Source organism: Allobosea sp. P4_H5 (assembly GCF_056400825.1).
In genome coordinates, this window is the sequence record NZ_JBFUKM010000011.1 from 190,947 (window position 1) to 206,283 (window position 15,337).

Below are 15,337 nucleotides of genomic sequence, written 5' to 3' on the forward strand. Positions count from 1 at the left end.
GGAGGATCACGCCAATGGCCCTGATTTCGCGTCGCGGTCTCTTGCTGGGTGCGTCCAGTGCGGGTCTCATCGCCGGGCTGCCCGGCCTAGCCTTCGCGCAAGGGGCCCCGGTGCGCGGCGGCACCATCGTTGCCTCGATGGACCTGCAGCCGAAGAGCCTCGACCCGATCATGGGCGATGCGCCGACCTCGGATCGTTACGCCCTGATCCAGATGTTCGAGGGGCTGCTGAAGTTCGATGTGCAGGGCAATCTCCAGCCCTCGCTGGCGACGAGCTGGCAATGGTCGGAGGACAAGAAATCCGTCGTCTTCAAGCTGCGCGAGGGCGTCGTCTTCCATGATGGCGAACCCTTCGACGCCGAGGCGGCGGTTTACAACATCGCGCGCGTCGTCGCGCCGAACTCGATCGCGCCGCGCAGCCCCGATCTTGCCGACATCGCCGGTGCCGAGATGGCCGGGCCGATGGCGGTCAAGATCAACCTGAAGCAGCCCTCGGGCGCGGCGCTGGCATCGCTCGCCGTGGAAGCCGGCATGATGTGCTCGCCGGCGGCGCTGAAGAAGCTCGGCCAGGATTTCGGCCGCCAGCCGGTCGGCACTGGCCCGTACAAGTTTGCGGAATGGGTTGGCGGCAGCCAGATCCGCTTCGTCCGGAACGAGCGCTATTGGCGTGATGGCGCCGACGGCAAGAGGCTGCCCTATGCCGATGCTGTGACGCTGCGGATCATCCCGACCACGGCGGTCAAGATGGTCGAGGTCAAGTCGGGTGGGGTGCATCTCGTCGACGGCGTCACGCCGCGCGATTTCGAGGAGGTCGAGAAAAATCCGGCGTTGAAGCTGGTCGCGGTGCCCCCGGGCATCGCGCAATGGCTGACCTTCAACGTCTCCAAGGGCATCTTCGCCAATCCGCATCTGCGCGCCGCCGTCAACCACGGCATCGACCGCAACGTCTTGATGAAGGGCATCACCCGCGGCTTCGGCGCGGTGACGCCGACCTGGGTGCCGCCGAGCGACTGGTCCTATGACGCGAGCGTGCCGCAGCCGAAGCTCGATCCGGCCAAGGTCCAGGCCTTGCTCAAGGAGGGCGGCCAGCCCAACGGCTTCATCTGCAAGCTTTCGATCATCCAGCGCGACCCCGACACGCAGGTCGCTCAGATCGTCCAGGCCCAGCTCAAGCCGTTCAAGATCAACATGGAGATCGAGATCCTCGAGCGGCAGGCCTGGGTGCCGAAGGTGCTAGGGCTGCAGCACGAACTGGCGATGGGGCGCGTCAATGTCCCGCGCGCCGACCCCGACCACGTCTTCGGCCCGTTCTTCGGGCGCACGGCGGCGCAGAACTGGTCCGGGATCAAGGACGAGGAGGTCTTCCGCCTGGTCGACCAGGGCCGCGAGGAGACCGAGCAGGCCAAGCGCAAGACGATCTACAAGGAGCTCCAGACCGCGCTGAACAGGAACGACTACTATTCCTGGCTGTTCTTCCGCGAGGCGCGCCATGTCGCGCGCAAGGAACTTCAGAACATCGTGCTCGATTCCGGCGGCGCCTGGCAGCTTGCCGAAGCCTGGCTCGCCAAGGCCTGATGCAGCCCGTCACCATCCTCGTTCTCTCGGCCGGGGTACCCGCGGCGACGATCGCGGTGCTGGCGGAGCGCTTCGACGTGCTCGGGCCAGGGAGCCCCGACCAGATCGAGGCGCTCGTTTCCGCGCATGGTGCCCGGATCCGCGGCATCGCCACGACGGGCAAGGCGCGGCTGGATCGCGCCTTGCTCGCCAGGCTGCCGGCGCTCGAGCTTGTCGCCTGCTACAGCGCCGGGCTGGACAAGATCGACACGGAGGCGCTCGCCGAGCGCGGCATCCCACTCACCAACAGCTCGGCCGCGCTCGCCGATGAGGTCGCCGACCTCGCGATCGCGCTGATGGTCATGGCCCGCCGCCGGCTCACCGCGGCAGATGCCCATGTCCGCAGCGGCGCCTGGGCAGAAGCTGCCTTTCCGCTCGGCCGCTCGGTGACGGGCCTGCGCATCGGCCTGCTCGGCCTCGGCCATATCGGAAGCGCCATCGCCCGCCGCGCCGAGGCGATGGGCATGCACCCGCGCTACTGCACGCGCCGGCCGGTCGCAGGCTGCGCCTATCCCCATCACGCCGATGCGCGGGCGCTCGCCGCCGACAGCGATGTCTTCGTCATCGCCTGCCCGGGCGGGCCGGCCAATCGTGGTCTGGTCGACAGCAGCGTCATCGCAGCGCTGGGATCCGGCGCGACGCTGGTCAACATCGCACGCGGTGAGATCGTCGACGAGCCGGCCCTCATCGAAGCGCTGGCGTCGGGACGGCTCGGCAGCGCCGGGCTCGACGTCTTCGCCGACGAGCCTGACGTCCCGCTGGCCTTGCGGCGGCTGGACAATGTCGTGCTGGCTCCTCATCTCGGCAGCGCGACCATCGAGACCCGGCATGCCATGGGCGAGAGCGTCGTCCGATCTCTGGAGCGGCTGTTGAACCCGGTGTGAAAAACGGATGGTCCTGGCCGGCTTCTCCGGCCGATTATCGCTCTCAGCGGCAGTGTCCGTTTGTAGGCGCTCTGTCAATGTCCGCTTTTGGCGCTCTGTTGCCTTGAGACTGCCACCGGGCTCCGACTTCGGAGGGAAACAAGCGTCGGCAAATTTGCCCGGCAGACCTGCGTCACGGCATCTTGCCGCCGCCGCGACCGTCGCCAGCGATTGTCCCCGCTCCGCCAGCGCCCCGGCGATCCTGTGGATCAGGACGGTGCCGGCGATGCCGCGCCGCCGTTCCTTCGGCACGGTGGATTTGAGAGGTTCAGAGATAGTGAGAGATGGCGGAGGCGGCCTACTCGTCCGCCTCTGCCGGCTTGCGGCGCCTCAACAGCCCGAGGATGCGTTGCGCCGTCTTCAGAGCAAGGGGCGAAGCCTTGATCCGCCGCTTCAGCGCGCGCTTCGCCTGGCTGTAGCCTGCATAGGCCCGCCCCCTGGCCGTCAGCGGGACGAAGGTGTCGACGAGCTCGTCGCTGTCGTCGCAGATCGTCGTCTTGTAGCGGGCCTCGCCGACGCCGAGGTCGAACATGGTGACGCCCGCCTGGCATTTGCGCTTGATCAGCTCGATCAGGAGGATCTCGCCGGGGCTGGTCCGCGCCGCCTCCGAGCCGAGATCGAAGGAGGTCGCCATGCCGGAGAAGCGCTTTCCCTGCACGGCGCCGACATAGGTCGCGACCGAACGGCCCGAGAGATCGAGCGAATAGAGCTCGATTGCCGGCGAGCGGCCGGCCTGCGCCAGCGCTCCTTCACGCAGGAAGGCGCGGATCGCCGGGGTGGCAAACGGGTCGGGCAGGCCCAGCTGCGCGAAGCGGGCCGCCTTCTGCGCCAGGAACGCGTCGAGCACGCGCCCGATCTCGGCGTCGCTATGGGCCCGCACCAGTTCTGATGGCCCGAACTCGGCGAAACGATTGCGCTTCGTCGTCATCTTCTTGCGGGCATGCTTGCTCATCGAGCGCCGGAGCGTGCCGTCGCAATCGCCCGGTTCGAGCGCCAGCTTGTAGGCACGGCTCGGGCTTTGCCCCGCGGCGAGCCTGGCCGGCGGATTGGCGATGCCCTGCCAGGCCGTCGGCTGGTTGATCAGGAACAGCGCGTCGATCCCGCCGATCGCCGCGCCGATCTCCTTGAGCAGCTGCTGCGCTGCCGTCGCATCGAGCGCTTCGGCGAAATCCGGCCGATAGAGCGCCATGTGATAATTGGCGTGCTTGCCGCCGATGAATTCGGCGAAGCGCGTGCCGAGACGCCGGGTGACCACCAGCGGGAACAGTGCGAGCAACGCGCCCTGGCCGTCCTCGACCCGGACGAAGTGGAAGTCCATCCCCTCGGCCCGGCCGATTGTCGTGGCGAAGGGGCGGATCCAGTCATAGGCCTGATAGGGCGTCACCAGCGCATCGGCTTCCAGCGCGCGCCAATTGGCTTCGAGGGCGGCAAGGTCGCTGCCTGCAATGACCCTGGCCCAAAGGCGCGTCTCCGTCTCCCGCCGCAGGGCAGGGGCGGCGGACGGGCTGGGCGCGCGGTCGGCGACGACGGACATGCCGCCTTCCTTAACCCCGCATTGTGAACGGACCTGCCACTGTCGCGGACGTTGCAAGACAGCTTCGCCGAACAGCGTTAGCGAAGGGTTGAATCGATCTCTCGGAGACGCCGGGCATGAGCCTGCGCCACAAGGCTTTTTCGGCCGCATTCACGGCCATCGCTGCGACCGGCGCCGACCGCTGGGGCAGGGGGCTCGCCCAGGGCAGGGGCGCGATCCTGACGCTGCACCATGTCCGCCCGGCGACATCGGGCGGCTTCAGTCCGAATGGATTGCTCGAGATCACGCCGGATTTCCTCGACCGGGCGCTGACCCTGATCCGGGCGGAAGGCTACGACATCGTCTCGCTCGACGAGGCGCTGGCACGGCTGGCCGATCCGAAACCCGGCCGCTTCTTTGTCGCGCTCACCTTCGACGATGGCTATCGCGACAATCTCGACCATGCCTGGCCGGTGCTGGCGAAGCACCAGGCGCCCTGGACGCTCTATGCCGTACGCGGCTTCGCCGAGCGCACGGCGCGGCTCTGGTGGCTGGAGCTGGAGGAGGCGATCCGGGCGCTGCCGCGGATCTCGCTCGAACTCCCGGGTGGTCGCTTCGACGCGCCCGCGGGAACTGACGCCGAGAAGCAAAAGGCGTTCGACCGGCTCTACTGGCGCCTGCGCAAAGGCCCTGAAGCGATTCTGCTCTCAGTGATTTTCGATCTCGGCCGGCAAGCCGGCATCGATCCCGCCGGGCTGGTCGAGCGCGAATGCTTGCCCACCGAGACGCTGCGCTCGCTCGCCGGTGCGCCCGGCGTCACCATCGGCGCGCATACGCTCAGCCATCCGATGCTCGCCAAGCATCCGGAGGAGATCGCGCGCCGCGAGATCGTCGAGAGCAAGGCCTGGCTGGAGGAAGCGCTGGGCACGCCCGTCCGCCACTTCGCCTACCCGGTCGGCGATCCCACCTCCGCCGGGCCGCGTGAGTTCGCCTTGGCGAAGGAAGCGGGGTTCGCGAGTGCCGTGACGACCCGGCCCGGGCATCTCTTCGCCGAGCATGCCGAACATCCGCATGCGCTGCCGCGCGTCTCGCTCAACGGCCTGCATCAGAGCGAGGCCGCGCTGAAGGCGCTGCTGTCGGGACTGCCGTTCCTTGTGTGGAACCGGGGCAGGAAAGTCAGCGCCGGCTAGCCGAGGGCCAAGAGACTCTGGCTGAGCAGTCAGCGAATCGGCGGGGCGTAGTGCAGGCCGCCTTGCTTCCAGGAGGCGTTCAAGCCGCGCTCGATCTTCAAGGGGCTGTCCATGCCGATATTGCGGTCGAAGACCTCGTTATAGGCGCCGACCTTACGGATGATGTTGAGCGCCCAGTCCTTGGACAATCCGAGCGACTCGCCGATCGCACCCTCGCGGCCGAGCAGGCGCAGGACATTGGGATCCTTGGTCGTAGCGGCGGCCTGCTCGACCGTGCTCGACGTCAGCCCGAATTCCTCGGCCGCGTGCATCGCATAGGCCGACCATCTGACGATATTGTACCAGGGGTCGTCGCCCTGGCGGACGGCGGCGCCGAGCGGCTCTTTCGAGAGTGTATCGGGCAGCACGCTGTGCTTTTGCGGCTCCGTCAGCTTCGAGCGGAAGGCGTAGAGGACGGAGCGGTCGGAGCTGAAGGCGTCGCAGCGGCCCGACTGATAGCCCTGCAGCGCCTCTTCCTGCGAGGCGAACGCGACGATTTCGTTCTTCAGATTGTTCGAGCGGAAGAAGTCGGTGAGGTTGAGCTCGGTCGTCGAGCCCTGATTGGTGCAGAGCGTCGCGCCGTTCAATTCCTTGCCGGATTTGACCTCGCCCGAGCGGACCATGATCCCCTGGCCGTCATAATAGGTCACGGCGGCGAACAGGATGCCGTTCGTGGTCTCGCGCCCCATCGTCCATGTCGTCGTGTTGAAGAGGATGTCGACCTCGCCGGACTGCAGTGCCGTGAACCGGGCCGCGGCCGGGAGCGGCACGATCATCACCTTCTCGGGATCGCCGAACACCGCCGTCGCGACCGCGCGGCAGAAATCGACGTCGAGGCCGCGATGGCGGCCGGTCGCGTCGGCGATGGAGAAGCCGGGCGTGCCCATGGTCGAGCTGCATTTCAGGACGCCGCGCTGTCTCACAGTGTCCAGGGTGCCGGCTTCAGCCAGCCCCCCGCCGAGCGCAAGGCCAAGAGAACCCAGCTGCAGCAATCTTTTCATGGCCCCATCCCCCTCTTGCCCGCGGCATGCATCGCGCCGCCGGGCGCTTTTGAACGCGGCGAAACGGTATTGCGGCGGCTGCGAGAAAAGCGCTCTAAAAGCCGGGGCCGGCTGCAAGTTTCTTGAGTTCGGCGGGTCGGAAACGCAGGAAACGACAAAACCGCTCGAAAAGGGCCGTTATCGGCCTCGGGGCATATGACGATGTCGTCGAGGCGGCTCGCGGATCGCTGGGCAGCTTTGATGGGCCCGCGGCGGTGGCCCGATCAGACCTCGTCCTTCCGCTCCATCCATTTGATCAACGGCAGCAGAGGCAGCACCCAGACCAGCCCGAGCACGACATAGGCGATCGTCTGCACGAGCTTCGAGGCTTCGGTGATCCGTCCCTGCGCCAGCGCCATCGCGACGAGCGCGTAGACGCAGACGAAGACGATCATCACGACCGTGCCGACGAGCTTGCGATGGGTCTGCCTCATGGCGATCTTCAGTCCGGGCTGCGGCATTGCGGGCGTTGTTCAGGTCTCAAGGGCGGACTATCTGTCACCCGCCGCCGCGCTTGTGAAGCGTATTCAAGCCTGCTCCCTGCGACCCGAGGTCCCGCCGCCGTGACGATCGCGCTCGATCAGCCTGCCGTTCCGGCCGCGACAGGCCATGCCGGCATCCGCCGCTGGCTCTGGGCCGTCGCCTTCCTTGTCTTTGTCATGGTCGTGGTCGGCGGCGCGACGCGATTGACCGGTTCGGGCCTCTCGATCACCGAATGGCGCCCTGTCACCGGCGCGATCCCGCCGCTCTCCGACGCCGCCTGGGTGCTCGAATTCGAGAAGTACCGGCTGAGCCCGCAATTCCAGCTCCTCAATTCGGGCATGGAGCTGGCCGACTTCAAGTTCATCTACTGGTGGGAGTGGGGCCACCGCCAGCTTGGCCGCTTCATCGGGCTGCTCTATCTCGCCGGCTTCTCCGTCGTCCTGCTGCGGCGCTCGATGCCGTGGCGCGAAACCGCGATCCTGTTCGGCATGGGCCTGCTGCTCGGACTGCAGGGCACGATCGGCTGGATCATGGTCGCCTCCGGGCTGGAACCGGGCATGATCGCGGTCGCCCCGGTCAAGCTGACGCTGCATTTGACCTTCGCCGGCCTCTTCTTCGCCAGCGTGATTGCCTTTGCGACCTGGCTGACGCCGCTACGCCGGATCGAGCCGGCACGGGGCAGGGCGGCAGCATGGTTCCTGCTCCTCTTGCTCTTCGTGCAGATCGCGCTCGGTGGCCTCGTGGCCGGCTCCAAGGCCGGCTTCACCTTCAACACCTGGCCATTGATGGACGGAGCGTTGGCGCCTTCCGCCTCGACGCTCTTCGCCGGCACGCCATTTTGGGAGAACTTCGTCGATAATGTCGCGCTGGTGCAGTTCAACCACCGCATCGGCGCCTATGTCCTGTTCGCCTTCGCGCTCTGGCAGATGCTGGCATTGCGCCGCGCCGCGCCGGGCTCGGGCGCCGCCAAGCGCGCGACTGCCATTGCCGGGCTCGTGCTGGCGCAGTCTACGCTGGGCATCGTGACGTTGCTGCTGGTCGTGCCGCTCTGGGCCGGTCTCGCCCATCAGGCGCTCGGCTTCACCGTACTGGCGATGGGCGTGGTGCATCTGACACGAAGCAGCTCCCTTCTCCCCTCGGGGGAGAAGGTCCCGGCAGGGGGATGAGGGCGCCTCGACCGGGTGAGCCGTCCTTCCCTCATCCGTCAGCGCTTCGCGCTGCCACCTTCTCCCCCGAGGGGAGAAGGGTTTCAGGGCGTCAGGCCAGCGCCTGATCGAGATCTGCGATCAGGTCCTCAACATCCTCGATGCCGATCGACAGGCGCACCACCTCCGGTCCGGCGCCTGACGCGGTCTTCTGCGCGTCGGAGAGCTGGCGGTGGGTGGTCGAGGCCGGGTGGATCACCAGCGAGCGCGTGTCGCCGATATTGGCGAGATGCGAGAACAGCGAGAGCTTCGAGACCAGCTGGACGCCGGCGTCATAGCCGCCCTTCAGGCCGAAGGTGAAGACCGCGCCGGCGCCCTTGGGGCAGTAGCGCTGGGCGAGGGCGTGGTACTTGTTGTCCGGCAGGCCGGCATAGTTCACCCACTCGACCGCCGGGTGCTTGGCAAGATGCGTCGCCACCTTGAGCGTGTTCTCGCAATGCCGCTGCATGCGCAGCGGCAGGGTCTCAATGCCGGTCAGGATCATGAAGGCATTGAAGGGCGAGAGCGCCGGACCCATGTCGCGCAGGCCGAGCACGCGGGTTGCGATCGCGAAGGCGAAATTGCCGAAGGTCTCGCCCAGCACCATGCCATTATACTCAGGCCGCGGCTTGGACAGCATCGGGTAGCGCTCGTCGCCGACCCAATTGAACGAGCCGCCATCGACGATCAGGCCGCCGATCGAGTTGCCATGGCCGCCCAGGAACTTCGTCGCCGAATGCACGACGATGTCGGCACCATGCTCGAACGGGCGGATCAAATAGGGGCTCGCCATCGTGTTGTCGACGATCAGCGGGATGTTGTGCTTCTTCGCGATCTTCGAGATGCCCTCGATATCGACGATGACGCCGCCGGGATTGGCGATGGATTCGATGAAGATCGCCTTGGTCTTCGGCGTCACCGCCGCGGCGAAGGCCTCCAGATCATCGGAATCGGCCCAGATCACGTTCCAGCCGAAGTTCTTGTAGGAATGGTTGAACTGGTTGATCGAGCCGCCATAGAGCTTCTTGGCGGCGACGAATTCGTCGCCCGGCTGCAGCAGCGCGTGGAAGCAGAGGAACTCGGCGGCATGGCCCGAGGCCACCGCGAGCGCCGCCGTGCCGCCCTCCAGCGCGGCGACGCGCTCTTCCAGCACCGCGTTGGTCGGGTTGCCGATGCGGGTGTAGATATTGCCGAAGGCCTGCAGCCCGAACAGCGAGGCGGCGTGGTCGACGTCGTCGAACACGAAGCTGGTCGTCTGGTAGATCGGCGTGGCGCGCGCGCCGGTGGCTGCGTCGGGAGCTGCGCCGGCATGGACGGCGAGCGTATGGAAACCCGGTGCGCGGTCGGTCATGGCGTGCTCCCTCGGAAACTCTGATTTCGGACGACTTGTTCGATTTAACGAACGCCTTGCGAGGCGTCAATTCAGTGTCGAGCCCTCAGCTCGGGCCCGACATGCTCCGGGCGGACACCCATCCCGACCATGCGCGCGGGCAGCCGGCGCAGCAGCGGAAAGCGTTGCAGCAGCCTGAGCGGCCAGGGCGGCGCGATCGGCTTGTCCGCCGCGAGCAGCGGCGTGATCACCCGGTTCTGAATCGCGACCTGGGCGGCTTGCGTGACCTTGGCCGGCCATTCGCGGCGCTTCTGCACGGCGGCGAGGTCGGTATCCGCCAGTGTTCTCTCGCGCAGCGGCCTGGCCAGCAGATTGGCGGCCGCGACCGCATCCTGGACCGCGAGGTTGATGCCGACGCCGCCGATCGGCGACATGGCGTGCGCGGCATCGCCAATGCAGATCAGCCCCGGCCGCCACCAGCGCTCCAGCCGATCGACCGCGACCGAGAGCAGCTTGATATCGTCCCAGGAGGCGAGTTCGCCAGTCCGATCGGCCAGCTCCGGCGCGAGCGTGAGGAGCCCGGCCTTGAAGGCATCGAGCCCGGCGGCCTGCAGGCGCTCCAGGGACCCCTTCGGGATGATGAAGGCGCATTGCCAATAGTCGCCGCGGTTGAGCCGGATGAAGAAGCGCCCGGCCGCGACCTGGCCGAAGGCCTGTGCCGGCTCATCCGGCCGGCGGCTAAAGCGAAACCAGAGCACGTCCATGGGCGCGCCCAGTTCCGTGACTGTGAAGCCTGCTGCGGCGCGGACATCGGAACGCCGTCCATCCGCTGCGACGACGAGATCGGCGCGAATCTCCAGCGGGCCGTCGGGGTTCTCGGCCGTAAGCCCGACGACACGCCCCTTCTCCTCGATCAGCCCGGTGGCCTTCGTCCGCATCAGCAATCGGAAATTCGGATAAGCCCGGCCGTGATCGGCGAGGAAGTCGAGAAAATCCCATTGCGGCATGAAGGCGATGAAGGGCGCCTTGACCGGCAGATGGCTGAAATCGGCGACGGTGATGTCCTCAGCTCCGAAGCGGGCGACGAGATCGTCCTCCCGGACATGCGGCAGCTTCAGGAAGTCCTCGAGCAGGCCGAGTTCGTGCATCACCTGCATGGTCGAGGGATGGATGGTGTCGCCGCGGAAGTCGCGCAGGAAATCGGCGTGCTTCTCCAGCACGATCACCTCGACACCGGCGCGCGCCAAAAGGAAGCCGAGCATCATTCCGGCCGGTCCGCCTCCGGCGATGCAGCAGGTCGTGCTTTCCCGGCGCATGCCCTTTCCTCCGCCTATTCGGTCAGCCTGATCCCGGTCTTCGCCACCAGCTCGGTCAGGATCGCGCGGTCGCGGGCCATGAAGGCGCCGGTCTCCTGCGGGCTCCAGGCGACGGGCTCGATCACCAGCTCGCGATAGCGTGCGGTGAGCTCGGCGTCGGCCATCGCCGCGTTGATCGCGGTGTTGAGGATGTGCAGCGTGTCCGGCGCGATGCCGGCCGGCGCGACGATCGAGGCCCAGCCGGGATAGATCAGGTCGACGCCCTGTTCCCTGAGCGTCGGCAGCTCGGGCAGTTGCGGCTGGCGCGCATCGGTGGTGACCGCGAGCGCCTTCAGCTTGCCGCCCTGGATATTGCCGAGGCTGGCGGCGAGGCTGTCGATCATCACCTGGACCTGGCCCGACATCAGGTCGGCCGCGGCGAGCCCGGCGCCACGATAGGGCACATGCGCCAGCTTGAGGCCGGCTGCCTGCATGATCATCTCGAAGACGAGGTGGTTGGTGCCGCCGACCCCGGCCGAGGCGAAATTGAGCTGGCCCGGCCGCTGCTTCGCATAGGCGAGGAACTCGCCAAGTGAACTGACAGGCAGGGTCGGCGAGGCGTTCAGCACCAGCGGGAACAGGCCGAGCATGCCGACCGGGGCGAAATCATAGGCGACGTCATAGGGCAGCTTCTGTCCGAGCGCCGGGGCGGCGGCGAAGCTCGCTGCGGTGGCGACGAGGAGCATATGACCATCGGCCGGCGCCTTCACCACCGCCTGCCCGGCGACGATGCCGTTGGCGCCCGGCCGGTTGTCGATGATCACCGACTGGCCGAGCTGTCGCGCCAGGGTCTCGCCGAGCCGGCGCGCCGCAATGTCGGTGCCACCAGCCGGCGCGAAGGGCACGACGAGCTGGATCGGCCGTTCCGGAAAGGCGGCGCGGGCGCTGCCGGTGGCGAGCGCGCCGGCGAGCCCCGCGAGAAGGACGGTGCGGCGATCGAGAGGGGGCATCGGCCTTCTCCGGCGTGAGCGGGAGCGGCGAGATTAGCGATCGCCCGCCAGCGGGGAAGAGGTTACGTGCCCGGCCGATTGATCGTCAGTTTCTGGAAGCCCTTGCCGGCGAGCACCGGCTTCTTCGCCGAGAGGATGCGTGAATTGATGCCCTGCCAGCCGATCTCGCCGGAGAGCCGGCCATATTCGATCTTCGGGCAGCGATTCATGATCACGGTGAGGCCCTTGGCCTCGGCCTTGGCCGCGGCCTCGTCATTGCGCACCGAGAGCTGCATCCAGATCACCTTGGGCAGCGGGTCGAGGCCGAGGGCCTCGTCGGTGATCGGTCCGGCCGCCTCCGAGTTGCGGAAGATCTCGACCATGTCGACCGGCCGGGGGATGTCCTTCAGCGAGCCGTAGACCGTCTTGCCCAGCAGCGTCTGCCCGGCGAGGCCGGGATTGACCGGGATCACGTCATAGTCGCGATCGAGCAGGTATTTGGTGACGATCCAGCTCGGCCGCGCCTCGTTGGCGGAGGCGCCGACCAGCGCGATGGTCTTCACCTCGCGCAGGATGCGGCGAATGAGCGCATCGTCGTAAGCGTCGTGATTCACGGAGTCAAAATCCAAGCGAATTGAACGAATTACCAGCTTTCCCTGAATCAGCGGCAAAGCCGCGCAGATGTCCGGAACATGGCGTTGGCAAGCTGGTTCCCCATCTTCAGGAGTGAGGGGCAAATCCCGCTCTTCATCAGTAAGGAGGGCCTGCCATGTGCGACTACAGTCTGCACCATGTTATGTCGACTCCTGCCAAGGTCGGCGACGTCCTCAAGACCACCGGCTTCCCCGGGTCGAGCACCCGCGGGTTCTGCGCGGTTAGCGAGCCGAACGTCGCGGTCTGCGTCATGCCCGGCACGGAACTGGTGTTCTCGGCCGAGATTGAATGCGACAGGGCGATCGGCTTCCTGCCGCATCGCCGGCTCGGGGAGACGCTGGCGCGCTTCCGCCAGATCGATCTCGACAAGCCCTATGCCCATCACGACGCGATCGAACTGCCGAACGGGCGGATCGAATTGCTGACCAACCTCTCGGTGGGCCAAACCGCGACCGTGCTGCAATTGCCGGCGGACGAGCAGGCGCAGCGGGCCGCTCCAGCCGAAGCCGAGCCGGCACCGGCAAGACATGAGCCGATCCTTCTTTTCGGCATCTGACCGGGCGGAAATAGGCGCATAGGCGTCCATCCAGCGGACTCGTCCTGCGACGGGTCCGCCAGTTCAGCTGTGACGCCAGTCCGGCTGGCGCTTCTCCATGAAGGCGCCGATGCCTTCTTCCGCGTCGCGCGCCAGCATGTTCTCGACCATCACCGCCGAGGCGTGGTCATAGGCTGCCTTCAGCCCCATCTCGCGCTGCTCATAGAAGGCGCGCTTGCCGACCTTGACCGTCGCCGCCGATTTCGAGGCGATGATCGCGGCGAGCCGTCTGGCTTCCGTGAGCGCGTCTCCGGCAGGCACGACGCGGTTGACCAGGCCCATGCGGGCAGCTTCCTGCGCCGGCACCATCTCGCCGAGCAGCAGCATCTCCATCGCGTGCTTGGCCGAGAGATTGCGAGAGAGCGCGACCATCGGCGTCGAGCAGAACAGGCCGATATGGACGCCCGGCGTGCAGAAGCGCGCAGCTTCGCCGGCAACGGCAAGGTCGCAAGATGCTACGAGCTGGCAGCCGGCGGCGGTCGCCGTGCCTTCGACCGCAGCGATCACCGGCTGGGGCAGGGCGGTGATCTGCTGCATCACGCCTGAGCAACGTCCGAGGACGTCGGCGAAATAGGCGCGGCCGCGATCGGGATCGGCCCGGCGCGCGCTCATCTCCTTGAGGTCGTGCCCAGCCGAGAAGACCGGGCCGGCAGCGGCCAGCACCACGGCGCGGATGCTGTGGTCGTTCGCGATCGCAGCGAGTGTCTCCGACAGCGCCGCCAGCATCGCCTCGCTCAGCGGATTGCGCGCTTTGGGCCGGTTCAGGGTCAGCGTCGCGATGCCGTCGGCATCCTCGCGCAGCAGGATCTGCGCCTTGGCGTGGGCGTTCATGGCGATCAGCCTTTCGCGGTTTGTCCTATTGTCGGAAGACGGGGGCCGTGCTGCAAGGGGATCAACGTCCGATCAGACTCAGAGGCTGTCAGTGACCATGGACAGGGTTTGGGTGAGGTCAAACCGTCCGAATGCCAGGAGCGTTGCGCAGCCGATACCGCTGGTATCGGCAAGCGATGCGACGCCGCAGTCGGCCGGTTTCACCTCACCGCGCAGCGGCGTGGCGCTTTTGCCAGATTGCGGCGTCGCTCGTTACGGCCAAGCCGGAAGGCTTGGCCGCACCAAGCTCCTGGCACTCGGACAAAATCGCCGACGCCCAAATCCTATCCATGGTCACTGACAGCCTCTAGGTTTTCCGCACGATGACGACCCGCATGAGCGCCGCCGAGATCGAGGCCTATCTCGATCAGGTCTTCCCGCAGCTCCACTATGGCGGGCGCACCTATTTCGTCGAGGAGGTCGGGCCGCTCAGCGCGCGCATGCGCTGCGACTACCATGAGAAGCACCTGCGGCCGGGCGGCACCATCTCCGGCCCGACCATGATGGCGCTGGCCGATCTCGCGCTCTATGTCGCGATCCTCGCCCAGATCGGCCCGGTCGCGCTCGCGGTGACCACGAGCCTCAACTACAACTTCCTGCGCAAGCCGGGGCAGTCGGCGCTGATCGGCGAAGCAAAGCTTCTCAAGCTCGGCAAGCGCCTCGCCGTCGGCGAAGTCTGTCTCTATTCGCAAGGTGAGGGCGAGATGGTCTGCCACGCGACCGGGACCTATTCGATCCCGGCCGAGCGGTAGCCTGGCTATTTTGCCGGAAGCGGGTCGAGCCCGGTCTTGCGGATCGCCGGTGCCGCTTCCGCCGAGCCCAGGCAGGCGATCAGCTTCTTTGCCGCCTCAGGCTGCTTGGCGCCGGCGGCGAGGCCGGCCGAAAAGACCGTCACGCGCTGGACTTCTTCCGGCAGCATGCCGACGAAATCGAGGCCTTCGATCGGCAGCAATTCGCTGACCTGCTGGAAGCCGAGTTCGGCCTCGCCGCGCGCGACGATCGTGCCGACGCGTTCGGAGAAGATTTTCTTCGCCTTGGCCATGACCTGGCCGCTGGGGTCGAGTTTCGGAAAGAGCTCTTCGGACAGATAGGTGCCGCTGGCGCTTGCCGAATAGGCGATCGACTTCGCTTCCATCAGCGTCTTCTTCAGCGCCTCGACCGTCGAGATATCCGGCTTGGGCGCCCCGGCCTTGACCGAGAGCCCGATCGCCGAGCGGGCGAGGTCGACGCGGGTTCCGGCCGCGCCCTTGCCGTCCTCGACCAGCTTCTCGAAGGCGTCGGCCGCTAGGATCACTACATCGGCCGGCTCGCCGCGCGCCAGCCGATTCGGGATCGCGTCGGGGGCGGCTCCCATCGAGGCGCCATAGGCGCTGACGACCTTTTCGCCGAGCTTCACCTCGCAGCCGGCGACGAGGTCCTTGTAGGCAGCGGTGAAGCCGCCGGAACTGAGCACATGGACTTCGGCGGGGGCCGGCTGCGCGAAGGCGAGCGGAAGCGCGAACAACGCGGCGCCGGCAAGATGACGGGTTGCTGGAGCTGGCATGGCGTTCCTCCGGGTTGTGGGAAGTCATGCTCGCGCGCCGGAACGGGTTGCGCAAGCTTTCACTCGATGGCGGTAT

Annotated in this window: 15 protein-coding genes and 1 pseudogene; 6 read left to right on the forward strand and 10 right to left on the reverse strand. The window is 67.0% G+C overall.

Annotated elements, in window-relative coordinates; genetic code table 11:
* Positions 1-14 precede the first annotated feature (14 nt).
* Positions 15-1,574 (forward strand): ABC transporter substrate-binding protein, encoded by a 1,560-nt coding sequence (locus tag AC1DS0_RS22405; protein ID WP_476816468.1) that lies wholly within the window; start codon positions 15-17, stop codon positions 1,572-1,574.
* Positions 1,574-2,497 carry a 2-hydroxyacid dehydrogenase gene (locus AC1DS0_RS22410; RefSeq protein ID WP_476816469.1) on the forward strand — a complete coding sequence of 308 codons (924 nt, stop codon included), beginning with the start codon at positions 1,574-1,576 and terminating at the stop codon, positions 2,495-2,497. The genes AC1DS0_RS22405 and AC1DS0_RS22410 overlap by 1 nt, the downstream gene beginning before the upstream one ends.
* 192 nt (positions 2,498-2,689) lie before the next feature.
* Here AC1DS0_RS22410 and AC1DS0_RS22415 read toward each other — a convergent pair.
* Together AC1DS0_RS22415 and AC1DS0_RS22420 are read right to left on the reverse strand one after the other, a co-directional pair.
* Positions 2,690-2,788: pseudogene (locus AC1DS0_RS22415) on the reverse strand (dihydroxyacetone kinase subunit DhaK); the annotation flags it as partial.
* 46 nt (positions 2,789-2,834) lie between these two features.
* A complete protein-coding gene (locus AC1DS0_RS22420) occupies positions 2,835-4,070 on the reverse strand; it encodes a GNAT family N-acetyltransferase (RefSeq protein ID WP_476816470.1) in 1,236 nt (411 codons plus the stop codon).
* A 116-nt stretch (positions 4,071-4,186) separates the two neighbouring features.
* Here AC1DS0_RS22420 and AC1DS0_RS22425 point away from each other — a divergent pair, with 116 nt between their 5' ends.
* Positions 4,187-5,239: a polysaccharide deacetylase family protein gene (locus tag AC1DS0_RS22425; protein ID WP_476816471.1), complete on the forward strand. Its 1,053-nt coding sequence runs from the start codon at positions 4,187-4,189 to the stop codon at positions 5,237-5,239.
* 29 nt (positions 5,240-5,268) lie between these two features.
* Here AC1DS0_RS22425 and AC1DS0_RS22430 read toward each other — a convergent pair whose 3' ends face one another.
* Both AC1DS0_RS22430 and AC1DS0_RS22435 read right to left on the reverse strand, forming a co-directional pair.
* Positions 5,269-6,279, reverse strand: coding sequence for an amino acid ABC transporter substrate-binding protein (locus AC1DS0_RS22430; RefSeq protein ID WP_476816472.1), 1,011 nt, complete (start codon positions 6,277-6,279; stop codon positions 5,269-5,271).
* A gap of 263 nt (positions 6,280-6,542) precedes the next feature.
* Positions 6,543-6,752, reverse strand: coding sequence for a DUF2842 domain-containing protein (locus AC1DS0_RS22435; protein ID WP_476816473.1), 210 nt, complete (start codon positions 6,750-6,752; stop codon positions 6,543-6,545).
* 99 nt (positions 6,753-6,851) lie between these two features.
* Here AC1DS0_RS22435 and AC1DS0_RS22440 point away from each other — a divergent pair, with 99 nt between their 5' ends.
* Positions 6,852-7,967, forward strand: coding sequence for a COX15/CtaA family protein (locus AC1DS0_RS22440; RefSeq protein WP_476816541.1), 1,116 nt, complete (start codon positions 6,852-6,854; stop codon positions 7,965-7,967).
* Positions 7,968-8,058: 91 nt separating this feature from the next.
* Here AC1DS0_RS22440 and AC1DS0_RS22445 read toward each other — a convergent pair whose 3' ends face one another.
* The 4 genes from AC1DS0_RS22445 to AC1DS0_RS22460 form a co-directional block, all read right to left on the reverse strand.
* A complete protein-coding gene (locus tag AC1DS0_RS22445) occupies positions 8,059-9,336 on the reverse strand; it encodes an O-acetylhomoserine aminocarboxypropyltransferase (protein ID WP_476816474.1) in 1,278 nt (425 codons plus the stop codon).
* Between the two features lie 71 nt (positions 9,337-9,407).
* Positions 9,408-10,631, reverse strand: a complete 1,224-nt coding sequence (locus tag AC1DS0_RS22450) for an FAD-dependent oxidoreductase (protein WP_476816475.1) — start codon at positions 10,629-10,631, stop codon at positions 9,408-9,410.
* A 14-nt stretch (positions 10,632-10,645) separates the two neighbouring features.
* On the reverse strand, positions 10,646-11,620 hold the full coding sequence (locus AC1DS0_RS22455; protein WP_476816476.1) for a Bug family tripartite tricarboxylate transporter substrate binding protein: 975 nt from the start codon (positions 11,618-11,620) through the stop codon (positions 10,646-10,648).
* A 62-nt stretch (positions 11,621-11,682) separates the two neighbouring features.
* The gene (locus tag AC1DS0_RS22460; protein WP_476816477.1) at positions 11,683-12,213 is read right to left on the reverse strand and encodes a CoA-binding protein; all 531 of its coding nucleotides are present in this window, start codon (positions 12,211-12,213) and stop codon (positions 11,683-11,685) included.
* 155 nt (positions 12,214-12,368) lie between these two features.
* On the opposite strand from AC1DS0_RS22460, the gene AC1DS0_RS22465 reads away from it, so the two are divergent.
* Entirely contained in the window at positions 12,369-12,809 is a 441-nt protein-coding gene (locus AC1DS0_RS22465) for a hypothetical protein (protein WP_152014246.1), read from the forward strand.
* 63 nt (positions 12,810-12,872) lie between these two features.
* On the opposite strand, the gene AC1DS0_RS22470 is transcribed toward AC1DS0_RS22465, so the two are convergent.
* Complete coding sequence (locus AC1DS0_RS22470; RefSeq protein ID WP_476816478.1) at positions 12,873-13,679, reverse strand: enoyl-CoA hydratase; 807 nt, start codon at positions 13,677-13,679, stop codon at positions 12,873-12,875.
* Positions 13,680-14,053: 374 nt separating this feature from the next.
* Here AC1DS0_RS22470 and AC1DS0_RS22475 point away from each other — a divergent pair, with 374 nt between their 5' ends.
* A complete protein-coding gene (locus AC1DS0_RS22475) occupies positions 14,054-14,470 on the forward strand; it encodes a PaaI family thioesterase (RefSeq protein ID WP_476816479.1) in 417 nt (138 codons plus the stop codon).
* Between the two features lie 5 nt (positions 14,471-14,475).
* Here the strand turns inward: AC1DS0_RS22475 and AC1DS0_RS22480 are convergent, their stop codons facing one another.
* Positions 14,476-15,261: a substrate-binding domain-containing protein gene (locus AC1DS0_RS22480; RefSeq protein ID WP_476816480.1), complete on the reverse strand. Its 786-nt coding sequence runs from the start codon at positions 15,259-15,261 to the stop codon at positions 14,476-14,478.
* Positions 15,262-15,337 lie beyond the last annotated feature (76 nt).

What these genes read in the sequence shown, in the direction of transcription:
- AC1DS0_RS22405 (WP_476816468.1), top strand. Translation starts at nt 15, where the DNA reads ATGGCCCTGATTTCGCGTCGCGGTCTCTTGCTGGGTGCGTCCAGTGCG.
- AC1DS0_RS22410 (WP_476816469.1), top strand. Translation starts at nt 1,574, where the DNA reads ATGCAGCCCGTCACCATCCTCGTTCTCTCGGCCGGGGTACCCGCGGCG.
- AC1DS0_RS22420 (WP_476816470.1), bottom strand. Translation starts at nt 4,070, where the DNA reads ATGTCCGTCGTCGCCGACCGCGCGCCCAGCCCGTCCGCCGCCCCTGCC.
- AC1DS0_RS22425 (WP_476816471.1), top strand. Translation starts at nt 4,187, where the DNA reads ATGAGCCTGCGCCACAAGGCTTTTTCGGCCGCATTCACGGCCATCGCT.
- AC1DS0_RS22430 (WP_476816472.1), bottom strand. Translation starts at nt 6,279, where the DNA reads ATGAAAAGATTGCTGCAGCTGGGTTCTCTTGGCCTTGCGCTCGGCGGG.
- AC1DS0_RS22435 (WP_476816473.1), bottom strand. Translation starts at nt 6,752, where the DNA reads ATGAGGCAGACCCATCGCAAGCTCGTCGGCACGGTCGTGATGATCGTC.
- AC1DS0_RS22445 (WP_476816474.1), bottom strand. Translation starts at nt 9,336, where the DNA reads ATGACCGACCGCGCACCGGGTTTCCATACGCTCGCCGTCCATGCCGGC.
- AC1DS0_RS22450 (WP_476816475.1), bottom strand. Translation starts at nt 10,631, where the DNA reads ATGCGCCGGGAAAGCACGACCTGCTGCATCGCCGGAGGCGGACCGGCC.
- AC1DS0_RS22455 (WP_476816476.1), bottom strand. Translation starts at nt 11,620, where the DNA reads ATGCCCCCTCTCGATCGCCGCACCGTCCTTCTCGCGGGGCTCGCCGGC.
- AC1DS0_RS22465 (WP_152014246.1), top strand. Translation starts at nt 12,369, where the DNA reads ATGTGCGACTACAGTCTGCACCATGTTATGTCGACTCCTGCCAAGGTC.
- AC1DS0_RS22470 (WP_476816478.1), bottom strand. Translation starts at nt 13,679, where the DNA reads ATGAACGCCCACGCCAAGGCGCAGATCCTGCTGCGCGAGGATGCCGAC.
- AC1DS0_RS22475 (WP_476816479.1), top strand. Translation starts at nt 14,054, where the DNA reads ATGAGCGCCGCCGAGATCGAGGCCTATCTCGATCAGGTCTTCCCGCAG.
- AC1DS0_RS22480 (WP_476816480.1), bottom strand. Translation starts at nt 15,261, where the DNA reads ATGCCAGCTCCAGCAACCCGTCATCTTGCCGGCGCCGCGTTGTTCGCG.